Here is a 13,909-nt window from a genome sequence, read left to right as displayed (position 1 = left end):
GCTCAGGAGGCGTGAAGGTCAGGCCCTCACACCCCCTGAACGCAAGATTATGCCGCGACTTCAGTCTTTGGCACGATGCTTACATAGCGACGACCGAAGGCGCCTTTAACCTGGAACTTGATCACGCCTTCGACTTTAGCGAACAGGGTGTGATCCTTGCCCATACCAACGCCGTAGCCAGCGTGGAATTGGGTGCCGCGCTGACGCACGATGATGTTGCCCGGAACGATAACCTGGCCGCCATACATCTTCACGCCAAGGCGTTTGGCTTCTGAATCGCGACCGTTACGGGTACTACCACCAGCTTTTTTGTGTGCCATGAGTCAATTCTCCTAGTGAGGATTAGGCTGAAATTAAGCCTGAATACCGGTGATTTTGATCTCGGTGTACCACTGGCGGTGGCCCATACGCTTCATGTGGTGCTTACGACGACGGAACTTGATGATGCGGACTTTATCGTGACGACCTTGGGAGATCACTTCAGCCACAACGGTAGCGCCTGCAACAACTGGAGCGCCGATGTTCACGTCGTCGCCATTGGCAACCAACAGAACGCGATCAAAGGTAACGGATTCGCCGGTAGCGATTTCCAGTTTCTCAATCTTCAGGTATTCACCTGGGGCGACCTTGTATTGCTTGCCGCCAGTAACGATTACTGCATAAGACATGGTGTATCTCCGATAATCCTGCTCACCCAGCTCTTTATAGGAAGAGGTATTGGCTGGCATGGCTGCACAAGGCTGGAAGGCCGACATGCAATTGCGTAAGGCAGGTGCTGCCCAGGAAGTTAGGGTGCGCGATTGTACGCAAGCGATCAACGCCTTGCAAGCTGCGTTATGTCACGCCTTGACAGGGTGGGGCCTGCAACCTAGCATGCCGCGCAACCCTTCTGGAGCACGTCTCGCTGATGCAACCCCAAGCCTTCTACACCGCTGTGGCAGACGACTTTACCGCCGTCGACCACATTATCAAGAAGCAGCTGACATCGCGCGTGCCGCTGGTCTCCAAAATCGGCGACTACATCACTTCTGCTGGCGGTAAACGCCTGCGCCCGTTGCTCGTTCTGTTATGCGGCAAAGCGCTGGGCTCTGGCGGTGATGACTTGCGCCTGTTGGCCGCAACCATCGAATTCCTGCACACCGCTACCCTGCTGCACGATGACGTTGTCGACATGTCCGGCATGCGCCGTGGCCGCTCGACCGCCAACGCGATGTGGGGCAACGCACCGAGCGTGCTGGTAGGGGATTTTCTGTATTCGCGCTCGTTTGAGATGATGGTCGAACTGGGCTCGATGCAGGTGATGCAGATCCTGTCGAAGGCTACCCGGGTTATCGCGGAAGGCGAAGTGTTGCAGTTGTCCAAAGTGCGCGACGCCAGCACCACCGAAGAAACCTACATGGAGGTCATCCGCGGCAAAACCGCGATGCTCTTCGAAGCATCGACCCACAGCGCCGCCGCACTGGCCAATGCCGGTCCCGAGCAAAGCGAAGCACTGCGCACCTTTGGTGATCATCTGGGGGTCGCTTTCCAGTTGGTCGACGACCTGCTGGACTATCGCGGCGACGCCGAAACCCTCGGCAAGAACGTCGGCGACGACCTCGCCGAAGGCAAGCCTACCCTGCCGCTGATCTACACCATGCGTGAAGGCACCCCTGAACAAGCCGCGCTGGTTCGTCAGGCCATTCAGAAGGGCGGCCTGGAAGATCTCGAAAGCATCCGCGATGCTGTGGAAAAGTCAGGCGCCCTCGAATACACAGCCCAGCTTGCACGCGACTACATTGCTCGCGCCATTGCCTGCCTGGATGTGCTGCCCCCGAGCATCTACCGCGACGCCCTCGTCGAGCTGAGTGAATTTGCGGTCGCGCGCACGCACTGACCGCTGCCCTGCTCCACCGAACGCCCGTCCACGTGACGGGCTTTTTGTTGCCTGCGATTCAGGACCGTTTGATAGACCTAACGCTCTAATGCGAATTAATCTCAAATAGATCCTTGCTATTCCTCAGATAAGAATTATTCTCATTGAAACACTCAAGGAGAATCACATGACGTATCTGATTGATGCCTGGCTTGATCGCCCACAGCCCTACCTTCGCATTCTGGATCGCGAGACGGGCAAAGTGTGTGCAGTGCTGGAGGAAGAGGCGCTCGACGAGTTGCGTGATCAGGGGGATCTGGATGTCAGCAGCTTGAGCTCAAGCGAACCCGGTGTTCAGAAGGAGATGGTGCGAAGTCTGTTTCTGTTCTGCTATGCGCGGGCATTGCGCCCGGCCATTGAACTGCATTGATGAGAACAGATAAAACGACGATGCCGAGCCAGCGCGGGGCTGACTCGGCATCTGTCGAGCGTGAATCGTGAACCTTACAGAACGTCGAGCAGCTCGACGTCGAAGACCAGGACGCTGTGTGGCGGAATGCTGCCAACGCCTTGAGCGCCGTAGGCCAGTTCGCTAGGAACGTACAGGCGCCATTTGCTGCCGGCCTTCATCAGTTGAAGAGCTTCGGTCCAGCCTGGAATCACGCCGCCCACCGGGAATTCAGCCGGCTCGCCACGATCGTAGGAGCTGTCAAACACAGTGCCGTCGATCAGCATGCCGTGGTAATGGGTGCGCACGTTGCTTTCGCGGGTCGGCTGAGCGCCCTCGCCCGCAGTGATCACTTCATATTGCAGACCGGAGGCCAGAGTGGTCACGCCATCACGCTTGGCGTTTTCAGTCAGGTATTCCTTGCCTGCGCCAGCCGCTGCTTCAGCTTTGGCTGCTGCTTCGGCTTGCATGATTTCGCGGATGACTTTGAAGCTCGCGCCCATTTCTTCTTGGCCAACACGGCTCGGCTTGCCGGCGAAAGCGTCGGTCAGGCCAGCCAGAATAGCGTCCAGGTCGACGCCCGGTGGCGGGTTGTCACGCAGTTGGTCGCCCAGTTGACGGCCAATACCGTAGCTGACGCGAGTTTCGTCGGTGGACAGATTGACTTCGGACATGAGACTGCTCCGCTGAAGAGCGCCCTCGGGCGCCCGTATTTAAAGGCCGGGCAGCCTAGCACAAAGCGTAATACCCGTAACCTCTACCAGGCGGATCGAAAAGCCAGGGGGATTTTGACGTCTTGATTCAGGTCGTCGTTCACGCCGCACATCTCGTCGTGAACCACGGCATGGACCAGATTGAACGGCATCGGCGCAACCGGCTGCAGCAGTTCGCGTGCGTGCTCGACTGAGCGCAGGTGCAATGCCTTGTTCTGCGCATCGACCAAACGATGCGCGACGCCCTGCATCCTGGCTTCCAGCAAGTAAATGCCGCCTTCGATGGAGATCAGATTGAGCTCTTCAACACCTCCGGTGCTGGCGTGGGAAATGAGTTCCTGAAGGTTCATGGCAAATCCTCGCGGGTCGCAGGAAGTCGATCAGTGCTTGGTGACTTTGTCCAGAAAGCCCATGGCGCAGGCCGACACAACAAAGGTCATGTGGATGATCACGTACCACATCAGGTACTGCGGCTCGATGTTCTTGGCGTCCATGAACACCCGCAACAGGTGAATGGACGAAATCGCGACGATGGACGCAGCGACTTTCATCTTCAGCGACGAAGAATCCATCTTGCCCAGCCAGTTGAGCTTTTCCTTGCCTTCGTCGATGTCCAGCTGCGACACGAAGTTCTCGTAGCCGGAGATCATCACCATGACCAGCAAACCACCGACCAGCGCCATGTCGATCAACGACAGCAGCACAAGGATCAGGTCAGATTCGGCCAGCGCGAATACGTTGGGGATGATGTGGAAGATTTCCTGGAAAAACTTCAGCGCCAGCGCCAGAAGCCCCAGAGACAAACCAAAGTAGATCGGCGCCAGCAGCCAGCGGGATGCGTACATGGCATTTTCGATAAAACGTTCCATTGAAGCTCACTGATAATTTAAAAGCTCGCGAGTATAGGGCGAGGGCCGATTAGCACAACCCACTGCGAAAAGAGTTGAAACAATAACGCCCGATTGGGCATGGGGGAAACTCGGCAAATCCGCGTCTGCAGACCGTAGAAGGCAGACGCGGAACGCCTCGAAACGAAGGGGTCAGTTGGCGGGAGACGTCCGCTGACCCACGGCGGCGTCGCTGTTGATTCTTCGCAGCTCCCCCTGGAGGTGAAGCCCCCAGATCGGGATCTCCTCCGCCGTTTGATAGCCATGCAGCAGGAGGCTTTCGGCAATGGCATCAAGGACCGATTCGGCAGCAACCGGTCCATGAAAAGGCCCCTGAGCCTTGAGTGCGGAGGGCTGTTCGCCAGACATTCCGGCGGCGAACAACAAGGTCCACATTCCTTTGTCGCCTGACAGCGGGCGAACAACACATTCGATTCGGGTCACCAGACCCAGGCATTGGCGAGTGAGGCAGAGGCTGCGCGGCATGGCGAGCTCCTTATTGATTGCAGTATTCATCTCCTTCGCATAATGAAGGAAACGCGTCAGTCCCTTTGACAACTGCTGCAACCCGACAATATCGAACAACTACCCCGTTGGAAAAGCGCGAAAACGAAAAGGGCGCCGAATGGTCATTTGGCCATCAAGCGCCCCGTTTCATTGACGTCAAAGGCCTAGCTTTTCAGCTCGGGCTGTAATTGTGGCGCCTCCTTTTCGAGCTCTTTGAGGTCGTCGTCGCTGAGCATTTCAGCGATGTCGCGCAGACGGTCCACCACCCTGCCGTTCACCGAATCATCGGGGAATTGACCGTCCTCGTCCGCTTCACCCACCGGCATGCCCACCAACAGGCTCAGCGCCTCATCCACCTGACGCACGGCGTACACGTGGAACTGCCCGGCGCGCACGGCTTGCAGCACGCGCTCGTCCAGCATCAGCGTGGCGACGTTGGCGTGGGGAATGATCGCGCCTTGATCGCCGGTAAGACCTCGGGCTTCGCAGAGCCGGAAGAAGCCTTCGATCTTCTCGTTAACGCCGCCGACCGCCTGGACTTCACCGAACTGGTTGATCGAGCCGGTGATGGCGAAGCACTGCTTGAGCGGGGTTTTCGACAGCGCTGAAATGAGCGTGCAGACCTCGCCGAGGGAAGCGCTGTCGCCATCGACATAACCGTAGGACTGCTCCAGCGCGATGCTCGCGGAAATGGCCAGCGGGAATTCCTGGGCGTAGCGGCTGCCCAGATAACCGGTGAGGATCATCACCCCTTTGGAGTGAATCGGCTGGCCCAGGTTGACCTCACGCTCGATGTCGACGATGCCGCTACCGCCCGGGTAAACCGTCGCCGAGATGCGCGCCGGCACACCGAACGCGGAATCCCCCACTTCCAGCACCGTCAGGCCGTTGCACTTGCCGACTGCCGCGCCCTGAGTGTCGATCAGGATGATGCCGGCGAGCATGTCATCGAGAATTCGGGCCGACACACGTCCGGTGCGGGTGGCCTTGGCTTTCAACGCACGCTCGATGTGCCCGGCGTCAGTGCGCTCGTCACCGGCCACACTGCGAATGAAGTCCGCCTCGCTGACCAGTTGGAACAGATCACCGATGCGCGCCGACAAGCGCCCCTGGTGCTCGGCGAGGCGCGCGCTGTACGTGGCAAGGCGCGCGACTGCATCCGCCGTCAGCGGCGCCATGCCCTCCTCCGACGTCCGGGTTTTGAGCAACTGGGCGAACTGCTCCAGGCTCTCGTCGACCATCGGAATGTCTTCGTCGAAATCCACCAGCACCCGGAACATCTCCTGGAAGTCCGGATCTAGGTCCTGCAGCGTGTAATACAGCGACCGCGCGCCAATGATGATGACTTTGACCTGCAGCGGGATGGTCTGCGGGGTCAGCGTTACGGTGGCCAGACGACCCAGTTCACCCAGCGGCGCTTCCATCTTCAGTTTGCGCGATTGCAGGGAGCGCTTGAGGGCGTCCCACACGAACGGCTCGCTGAGCATTTTCTCGGCTTCCAGCACCAGAAAACCGCCGTTGGCCCGGTGAAATGCTCCGGGGCGCAGCTGACGATAGGTGGTGTAAAGCGCGCCCTGGTCGGTGCTGTATTCGATGCGACCGAAGAGGTTGTCGTAGGTCGGGTGCGGCTCGAATACCACCGGCGCGCCGCCGCTGGCGGAATGGCCCACCATCAGGCTCGGGCAGTATTGCTCTTCGAGCAGCTTGCGCGCCTGGGCATCGGTTTTGCTGTCGTCAACCAATTGCTCGACCACGGTTCTGAGCAGGTTAACCTGCACTGCCTGAAGGTAGGCGCACACCGCGGCGTTCTCGGCGTACTGCTCGGACAACGGTGCCAACAAAGGCTGGAGCGCGAGGATGATGGTCTCTTCATTGAGCTCACGCATCTGGTTGTTGGACTCGCGCTTCCACTGCGGCAGGCTGGCGAGTTCTTCATTCAACCGCTCTTCCAGCGTCGAAATATCGGTGTGAAAACGCTCGCGCTCGGCTTCCGGCAATTGCGAAAACTCGGCCTCGTCCAGCGCCTTGCCTTCGAGCATCGGGGTGAACGCAATGTTGGTGTTGTCGCGGTACAGCGCGATGTCCTTTTCCAGCGCAAGACGTTCGATGACATCGAGGGCGCGGTCGTAGCGCTGATTGAAGGCGCGGTCAATCGAGCTCTTCTTCTGCTGGTAGGACGGATGTTCGAACACCGCAGGAAACGTCGACAGCAGGTTGTCGATCAGTCCGTTGATGTCGGCAATGAACGCACTGGCGCTGCCGGGCGGCAGTTCAAGGGCGCGCGGCTCACGGGCGTCATCGAAATTATTGACGTAGACCCAGTCCGACGGCGTCTGCATGCGCTTGGCTTCGGCCTTGAGGTAGCGCTTGACGAAGGAGAAGCGGCCGGTACCGGGCTCGCCCATGACGAACACGTTGTAACCAGGGCGCGGCATGGCGACGCCGAATTGCAGGGCTTCGACCGCGCGCTCCTGGCCGAGTACGCCGCGAAAGGGTTCCAGATCGTTGGTTGTCGTGAAGCTGAACTGTTCAGCGGAAAAGGGACGGGTCAGCGCTTCGGGCGCAAGTCGCAAGCTGGCAGCAACAGAATCGGGCATCGGACATCCTTACATCAGGCGGGGCAGATGGGCGCATTCTGGCGCTCGCCGCACCGCACTGGCAAGGCATGAACCACCTGATCGCTTTTCCGTATGAGGAACCGGCCTACATACCCGGCGGAGGCGGATTACACACAACAATCTGCAATTACTCACGGAACGTTCATATCGTGCCTAAACTCCAACTTGCGCGACCGGTAACAATTTAAATAACCGGTCCGCCCTGGCGCCCTACCGGCCAGGAATCCGACCCTTGGTTGAAACAACAGAGACTAAAGCTATGAAACGGATTCTTCTTGGTACTCTCTTCGCCGCTGTGTCCATCAACGCCATGGCTCAAGCTCCTGGCGGTCCGGACTGCGGCTGGGGCAACATGCTGTTTGAAGGTCAACGCGGCACTCCAGCTCACTTCCTCGCTTCCACCACCAACGGTACTTCGGGCAACGCCACCTTCGGCATGACCTCGGGCACCAACGGTTGCTCGACCAACAGCGCGCTGACCTACGGCGGCAAATCCTGGATTGCCATGAACGGCATGATGGACGAGCTATCCAAAGACATGGCCATGGGCCAAGGCGAAGCACTGACCACTTACGCGGTCGTGTTGGGCGTTGCACCGGAAGACCGTGCGCATTTCGCCGCAGTCACCCACGAGCACTACCAGCAGATCTTCACCAAGGCCGACGCCACTGCTGAAGATGTTCACACCAACACCATCGACGTCCTGAAGAACGATCCGACTCTGGCTAAATACGCAACCCAAGCTTAAAGTCGTGCCGCCTGCCTTCCTCCCCGGAAGGCAGGTTCTCCGCCCTGCCCACTTCTGACTAGTTGCCAATCTATGCTCAAACGCCTTGCCTGGCTGGTGCTCTGTGTCTGCGCCCCGCTGTCCGCCGCGCCCCACGTCGACAATGATCGTTTGCAGCAACTGGCCAATTCCAGGTTCTGGATCTCCATTGGTCACTACGAAGCCGGCAAGCTGGGTGGCTGGCGCAGTTATGTCGATGACCCGAAGTTTTTCCTCGCCCAGAACGGCGCCCATGATCCCAAAGCCGAGCTGGCCGCGACGCTTGAGGCGATCTACCGTCCTGTCACTCAAGGCCAGGAAAACGTCCACCCGCAATGCGTCTACCCCTCCCGCACGCGCTTTTTGCGTGACGAATTGAAGCTGACCGATTTGCCTGCGGTCGACTGCAAAGAATTCAACAAATGGTTTTCCGATGTGGCCCCGGACAGCACGGTGCTGATTTTCCCGGCGGCGTACCTCAACAGCCCGTCGTCCATGTTCGGCCACACGCTGCTGCGCATCGATCAGGCCGACGTGCAGGCGAATAAGACCGCGTTGCTCAGCTACGCGATCAATTTCGGCGCCTACATCGAGGGCTCCGACAACAGCATTTTGTACGCATGGAAAGGCCTGGCGGGCGGCTACCCCGGGCTGTTCGCGCTGGTACCGTATCAGGAAAAGCTCTCCGAATATCGCAGCCTTGAAAACCGCGACCTGTGGGAATACCGCCTCAATCTGACGCCGGAAGAAACCCGGCGCATGGTCGAGCACGTGTGGGAACTCAAACAGATTCGCTTTGGGTATTTCTTCTTCGACGAGAACTGCTCCTATCGCCTGCTTGAGCTGCTTCAGGTGGCTCGCCCGAGCCTGGACCTGACGCCGCAGTTTCGTCTGACGGCGATTCCCACGGACACCGTGCGCGCGGTGAAGGAAGCGGGTCTGGTCGAGAAGATCGACTATCGCCCGTCCAGAGAGCGCGAACTGCTGAGCCGCGCCGAGCCGTTGAACAACGACGAGCAACAGTGGGTTTTGAAAGTCAGTGCGGACCAGAAGCAAATGCAGAGCCCCGAATACATCGCGCTGCCGAAGGAACGTCGCGCGTTGATTCAGGACGCGGCCTACAGGCTGGAGCGGTATCGCGCCAACGGCCAGGAGCGTGACCCTACCAGCGCGCAACGCAGCTATGACTTGCTGCGCGCAATCAGCACCAATCCACCGCCTGCGCTGGAGATTGAGCGCCCGGGTCTGCCGGAAGACGGGCATGAGTCGCGCACGTGGCAACTGGGTGCGGGCACGCGGGATGACAAGGCGTTCGCCGAATACGGCCTGCGCATGGCGTATCACGATTTGAACGACAACGCGTACGGCTTCCCGCTGGGTGCGCAGATCGAGATTCTGCAGCTCAAGCTGCGCCAATATGAAGACAGTCACTGGCAGGTGCAGCGGCTCGATCTGGCGACCATCCGTTCGCTAACACCGCGCAACGAGCTGTTGCAGCCCTGGTCGTGGCAAGTGGCGGGTGGCCTTGAGCGGGTGCTGGGCAAGCACGGCGACGAGAATCTGGTCAGCCACGTCAACGGTGGCGCAGGTGGTACGTGGAAGTTGGGAGATGACGTGCTGGGCTTCGCACTGGGCACCGTGCGGGTTGAGCACAATAACGATTTCTCGGCGCTGGTTTCGCCGGCGGCGGGCTTCAATACCGGCGTGCTGTGGCGAAATCCGCTGGGTAACTTCAGCCTGGAAACCAAAGGCGATTACTTCACCAACGGCGAAGTGCGGCGCAACATCAGCCTGAACCAGCAGTGGGAGCTGTCGCGCAACCTTGGCCTACGGCTGAGTGCGCAGCGGGATTTTAGCCAGCTGACCTCGCCGGTGAATGAAGTGATGCTGGAGCTGAAGTGGTATCACTATTGAGTGGCAGGCGCCTGAATTATTCACTGTGATGCCTGACGCCTTCCCGGCTGAAGCAGGTTCTACGATGCGCGGGACGGTTCTGTAGGACTGGCTTTAGCCGGGAAGAGGCCAGCCCTGCTATGTGCGCGTCGTGGCGTAACCCTCTTCTTCGATCAGTTCCACAATCTGCTCGGCGCCAAGCTGGCTCTGGACTTTCACCTCGCCTTTCGCCAGATCAACCTGCACCTGCGCCGTGGGGTCTTGCCCCTGAATGGCGCCAGTAACGGCATGCACGCAATGCGCGCAGGTCATGCCTTGAACGTTGAATACCTGCATGTGCTGACTCCTCTTCTCATCGAAAACACGTGATGGCGCCATCTAAGACCTTCCCGTCGGGGCAAGGTCAAGTTTCCGGGGGATCTGCCGGGCTGGCATTCATCTGCACTCTGCGCCAGAGTGCGCCTACAACCGTCATATCAGGAGAATCAGTCATGCGCTGGTCAGCCTTTCGTATTGCAGGTTTTGCCGGCCTGTTGGCGTGCGCATCCTGGGCTCATGCCGATCAGGACTACGGCGTGCTGATCATTTCCCGCGAGCGCCTGGAGGTTTCCACTTCCTGCGAAATCGGAATTTTCATGCAGGACCAACTGGTCGGCCGTCTGTACCAGGAGGAGTCGCGCTCATTCAATCTGCCTGCAGGCGATGTGTCGGTGCGCTTGCGTGTGCTCCCGGGTCAGACGCCGGGCTGCTCGCCAGGCATCGAAGCGCAGAACAACACGCGTCTGCACATCAATGCGGGTGACGTTTTGAAATACCGCATCGCGTCGGGTCCGAACGGGATGTACTTGAAGAAGGCGGATTTGAATTATTGAATCGCCTCCTGGTGACATCAATGCCCAGATAACAACTGACCCAACGCGTAAGCTCACGCAAAGCGAATGGGTCAGCGGGGACATGGTCTGAAAACTACGTTATGTAGCCTTCATCCCTGGACAGGGGGACGGACAGGCGTCTGCTCATCGGCGCTATAACTAAACGTCACTTTACCGGCCGCGGTAGTGGGGAGGGTAATTTTGATAACCGGTATCCAGACTCCATCAGTATTTATAAGATCGCTTTGGTTGTGCTGAGCGACAGGCAACCCGGCTGAGCCTGCCAAGTAGAAAAACGCTTCAAGCGGTAACGTTTTACCCAAGCCGCTATCCCAGACGGCGAGGACAAGCTCATTGTTCTCTACAAAAGCCTGAGATCCCATTAAGGACATCGCTTCTAATCCAGCAACAAACGCGGGACCTGCATTATCGTTTCGATCGTCGCTCACGTCGAATCCGCACTGCGCATAGTGTAAATTGCCAGGCTGCGATGTGTAATGAGTCCACCATTGCGCTGCAGTTGTAACGTTCTGTAAATGGCAGGGACGACTGCCTACTGTTCCTGGATGCTCACCACACCCCCTGTCAGTCCTGCTCCCCGTGCCTGCGTCAACCGGAAATAAGCAAAGCACCTCAGGATGCAGTTTCCCCTCGGCAAATAAATAAGCCGTCAAGATGTATCCGTTGTTATACCCCCAGGCCAACTTTCTGAAGTTAGCGTCAGACCTTAAGTAAGACGCGGACACGCCGCCTCGTGTAATACTTGCTGGACTGTTGTCCCATACGTGATACGCACCGGGACTATTGCTCGTACCGCGGATCATTACCCCATTACACAAAAACGCTGGTTGCGACGGCGTTCCGCAATTTGCAGCTGTGTCGGCGTAACGATTGGTGAGGTGCCTGACCACGTCCTCCCCAGAGTCTTGCTGTATCGTAGCGCGGTGCGCGACATGCGGAATAGGACGCTGAGTTGTATCGAAGCCCGATCTTTGCTCACTGACACAAGCAACAAGGACGACATACACAAGTAAAAACACCACCTTATTAATCTTTCTCATAATGGCCTCCGAAGCCAAAACACGAAAACTTCTAGAATAATCCAAAAAGACCATTGCACCTTCTCGGTTTCGTTACACCACAAGCTGCTATGAAACAACTTAAAACTGAACACTCCGTCAAATATTCATCCAAATATCTGTGAGTTAACATCAGGAGTAATGGATGATGACTACGACTTCGTAATAACCTGATCTCCTGCACTGTAAGTAAACGTCGCCTTGCCCCCTTCACTCGCCGGAAGTGTGAGCTTTATCACAGGTATCCATACCCCATCAGTACTATTGAGATCCAGCTGATTACGTTGTGCGACAGTCAATCCAGGCAGGCCAGCCACGTAGAAAAAAGCTTCCAGCGGGAGGGTCTTGCCCAATCCATTTCCCCAGACTGCAAGGATGAGCTCGTTCTGCTCTCTAAACGACTCAGACCCCATCAAACCCATTGCCGCCAATCCCGCAGCGAAGGCAGGTCCTGCCGCCGAGTTTCTGGCATCGGTAACATCAAATCCGCATTGGTAGCTATGGCGACTGCTGGCGTGTGAGTTGTAATGCGTCCACCACTCCGTTGCGGTGGTAATGCCCTGTAGATGGCAGGGGCCGCTACCTGCATAACTAGGGTAATCACCACATCCCTTGTTTGTACGGGCCGAGGTACCCGCATCGATCGGAAAGAGGCACAGCACCTCGGGGTGCAGTTTCTCAGCCGCATAAAAATAAGCGGTCAAGATATAGCCGTTGTTGTACCCGTAGGCGAGCTTATTGTAATTAACATCCGACCTTAAGTAGGAAATAGAGACGCCACCCTTTTCAATAGAAGCAGCACTGTTCTCCCATACGTGGTAAGTCGGTTCACTGCTGGTGCCTCTAATCATCACTCCATTGCACAGAAAGGACGGCTGTGAAGGCGTTCCGCAATCTGCAGCTGTCTTGCTGTACCGGTCTTCTAGATGTCGCGCAACATCATCGCCGGTATCTTGCTGAATAGCAGGACTCTGCGTAAATCGAGGATCATTACCGTGGGGCCCGTTTAATGAAGGCTGCTCGCCTACACATGCAACAAGTCCGATATAGATAAGTGCAAGCGCGACAGATCCGAATCTATTCATGCTGATCTCCTGATGATAATCAATGGCAATCCATGTCAAAAAATGATATTCGGCCGTTCAAGCATCATTCACTGGACGGGCTTTGCCAACTGACACATATGACAGTGATCGATACCGCTTCGAAATAATCCATGCAGCGCTTATCGCAAATAGCTCTAGCCACTTGGCAACCGCACATGGGCAAGACAAAATTATTAACCTATTAGAGACAGGCGACCAACTACTCAAGAAAAAATAAAAACAATGCGTAAACTTGACGATTTAAACCCCTCTTACTAGCCTTCACTTCTCACCTTATAGTTTGCAAACCGGCAAGGAGCTGTTCATGAATTTGCCCACACCTTCTAATGACCAATCGTCACAAAACGTGGACCTGATTAATATTTACGATGGCGAAGCCCTGCTGGGCACAGCTACAAGTAACGGTGCAACTTGGTCATTCAACGCCCGGAATCTTCCACCGGGCTTGCACACTTTTACCGCGCGCACCATCACAGGTCGCTCCAATGAGTGGCGTATTACGGTGACCGAGGCAGCGATGAATCTGGTGGCACCTCATGTGAGGGAGGCAACCTTGGTTGCGGATAACAGGGAGCGGCTGGATTATTACCAGGTAAACGATGTTATTCACTGTATCGTTCCTAACTACAATATGAAGTCTGGCGATACCGTGAAAGCGTATTGGGTGGGTCGGAACATCACTATTGGTTCACCCATCCAAACGGTGGGAAGCCCACCGTCGCTGCAACCGTTTCCGATATCGAAATATGAAGTCATTGATGTCATAGGCCACAACGCATCTCTCTACTACACCGTAAAACGCCCCCCCGACACAGAGACTTTTACCTCGTTGACACTCCTCCTCACCGTAGAAGGACATTCATTCCAAGTGGATGCCCCGACCATCAACGATGGACACGATAATCTGCGGGTAAAAAAGCAGCCCGAGTTCAATAAAGACAGCACCGCTGGCGTTCGCGCCATCGGCGCTGATGGTGATCAATGGTCCGCAGACATAACGCCTGCGTTTGGTAGCGACCCTCATCTAAACTTCAAGATTGATCCATCTTGGCTAGCTCGAAACAGGGGAAAGCCGGCAGTTTTCAATTGCAGCGTAGGGGTCAATCCGGGAGACCCTCACTACCTGTTCTCGCAACTGCTCAGAGTAGCATCGGTGTGAACGCAA

16 protein-coding genes are annotated in these 13,909 nt (G+C 56.9%); 6 read left to right on the top strand and 10 right to left on the bottom strand.

Going from position 1 to position 13,909, the window contains the following annotated elements:
• Positions 1–47: 47 nt before the first annotated feature.
• Complete coding sequence (gene rpmA / locus IFT47_RS16195) at positions 48–320, bottom strand: 50S ribosomal protein L27 (protein WP_037015434.1); 273 nt, start codon at positions 318–320, stop codon at positions 48–50.
• Positions 321–353: 33 nt separating this feature from the next.
• Positions 354–668, bottom strand: a complete 315-nt coding sequence (rplU, locus tag IFT47_RS16190) for a 50S ribosomal protein L21 (RefSeq protein WP_003176051.1) — start codon at positions 666–668, stop codon at positions 354–356.
• Positions 669–907: 239 nt separating this feature from the next.
• Between rplU and IFT47_RS16185 the strand changes: the two genes are divergently transcribed.
• Both IFT47_RS16185 and IFT47_RS16180 read left to right on the top strand, forming a co-directional pair.
• Positions 908–1,876 carry a polyprenyl synthetase family protein gene (locus IFT47_RS16185; RefSeq protein WP_192173402.1) on the top strand — a complete coding sequence of 323 codons (969 nt, stop codon included), beginning with the start codon at positions 908–910 and terminating at the stop codon, positions 1,874–1,876.
• A gap of 166 nt (positions 1,877–2,042) precedes the next feature.
• The gene (locus IFT47_RS16180; protein ID WP_192173403.1) at positions 2,043–2,285 is read left to right on the top strand and encodes a PA4570 family protein; all 243 of its coding nucleotides are present in this window, start codon (positions 2,043–2,045) and stop codon (positions 2,283–2,285) included.
• A gap of 74 nt (positions 2,286–2,359) precedes the next feature.
• On the opposite strand, the gene IFT47_RS16175 is transcribed toward IFT47_RS16180, so the two are convergent.
• The 5 genes from IFT47_RS16175 to IFT47_RS16155 form a co-directional block, all read right to left on the bottom strand.
• Entirely contained in the window at positions 2,360–2,977 is a 618-nt protein-coding gene (locus IFT47_RS16175; RefSeq protein WP_122535350.1) for an FKBP-type peptidyl-prolyl cis-trans isomerase, read from the bottom strand.
• Positions 2,978–3,060: 83 nt separating this feature from the next.
• A complete protein-coding gene (locus IFT47_RS16170) occupies positions 3,061–3,366 on the bottom strand; it encodes a DUF6482 family protein (protein WP_192173404.1) in 306 nt (101 codons plus the stop codon).
• A 30-nt stretch (positions 3,367–3,396) separates the two neighbouring features.
• Entirely contained in the window at positions 3,397–3,885 is a 489-nt protein-coding gene (locus IFT47_RS16165) for a TIGR00645 family protein (protein WP_122535348.1), read from the bottom strand.
• Between the two features lie 171 nt (positions 3,886–4,056).
• Positions 4,057–4,389, bottom strand: a complete 333-nt coding sequence (locus IFT47_RS16160) for a PA4575 family protein (RefSeq protein WP_192173472.1) — start codon at positions 4,387–4,389, stop codon at positions 4,057–4,059.
• A 185-nt stretch (positions 4,390–4,574) separates the two neighbouring features.
• Positions 4,575–7,007 carry a Lon protease family protein gene (locus IFT47_RS16155; RefSeq protein WP_192173405.1) on the bottom strand — a complete coding sequence of 811 codons (2,433 nt, stop codon included), beginning with the start codon at positions 7,005–7,007 and terminating at the stop codon, positions 4,575–4,577.
• A 280-nt stretch (positions 7,008–7,287) separates the two neighbouring features.
• Here IFT47_RS16155 and IFT47_RS16150 point away from each other — a divergent pair, with 280 nt between their 5' ends.
• On the top strand, positions 7,288–7,776 hold the full coding sequence (locus IFT47_RS16150; RefSeq protein ID WP_122535346.1) for a DUF3015 domain-containing protein: 489 nt from the start codon (positions 7,288–7,290) through the stop codon (positions 7,774–7,776).
• A 72-nt stretch (positions 7,777–7,848) separates the two neighbouring features.
• On the top strand, positions 7,849–9,708 hold the full coding sequence (locus tag IFT47_RS16145; protein WP_192173406.1) for an Lnb N-terminal periplasmic domain-containing protein: 1,860 nt from the start codon (positions 7,849–7,851) through the stop codon (positions 9,706–9,708).
• 117 nt (positions 9,709–9,825) lie between these two features.
• On the opposite strand, the gene IFT47_RS16140 is transcribed toward IFT47_RS16145, so the two are convergent.
• On the bottom strand, positions 9,826–10,023 hold the full coding sequence (locus tag IFT47_RS16140) for a cation transporter (protein ID WP_192173407.1): 198 nt from the start codon (positions 10,021–10,023) through the stop codon (positions 9,826–9,828).
• A 155-nt stretch (positions 10,024–10,178) separates the two neighbouring features.
• Here IFT47_RS16140 and IFT47_RS16135 point away from each other — a divergent pair, with 155 nt between their 5' ends.
• A complete protein-coding gene (locus IFT47_RS16135; RefSeq protein WP_192173408.1) occupies positions 10,179–10,559 on the top strand; it encodes a hypothetical protein in 381 nt (126 codons plus the stop codon).
• Between the two features lie 110 nt (positions 10,560–10,669).
• Here the strand turns inward: IFT47_RS16135 and IFT47_RS16130 are convergent, their stop codons facing one another.
• Positions 10,670–11,674: a hypothetical protein gene (locus IFT47_RS16130; RefSeq protein ID WP_192173409.1), complete on the bottom strand. Its 1,005-nt coding sequence runs from the start codon at positions 11,672–11,674 to the stop codon at positions 10,670–10,672.
• Positions 11,675–11,790: 116 nt separating this feature from the next.
• Positions 11,791–12,723 carry a hypothetical protein gene (locus IFT47_RS16125; protein WP_192173410.1) on the bottom strand — a complete coding sequence of 311 codons (933 nt, stop codon included), beginning with the start codon at positions 12,721–12,723 and terminating at the stop codon, positions 11,791–11,793.
• 325 nt (positions 12,724–13,048) lie between these two features.
• On the opposite strand from IFT47_RS16125, the gene IFT47_RS16120 reads away from it, so the two are divergent.
• Positions 13,049–13,903, top strand: a complete 855-nt coding sequence (locus tag IFT47_RS16120; RefSeq protein ID WP_192173411.1) for a hypothetical protein — start codon at positions 13,049–13,051, stop codon at positions 13,901–13,903.
• The last annotated feature ends 6 nt before the right edge of the window (positions 13,904–13,909 follow it).

The organism is Pseudomonas sp. CFBP 13711 (assembly GCF_014842265.1).
Lineage (GTDB): Bacteria > Pseudomonadota > Gammaproteobacteria > Pseudomonadales > Pseudomonadaceae > Aquipseudomonas.
Note: the sequence above shows the minus strand (reverse complement) of the source record. Positions and strands in the feature narration are given on the sequence as shown.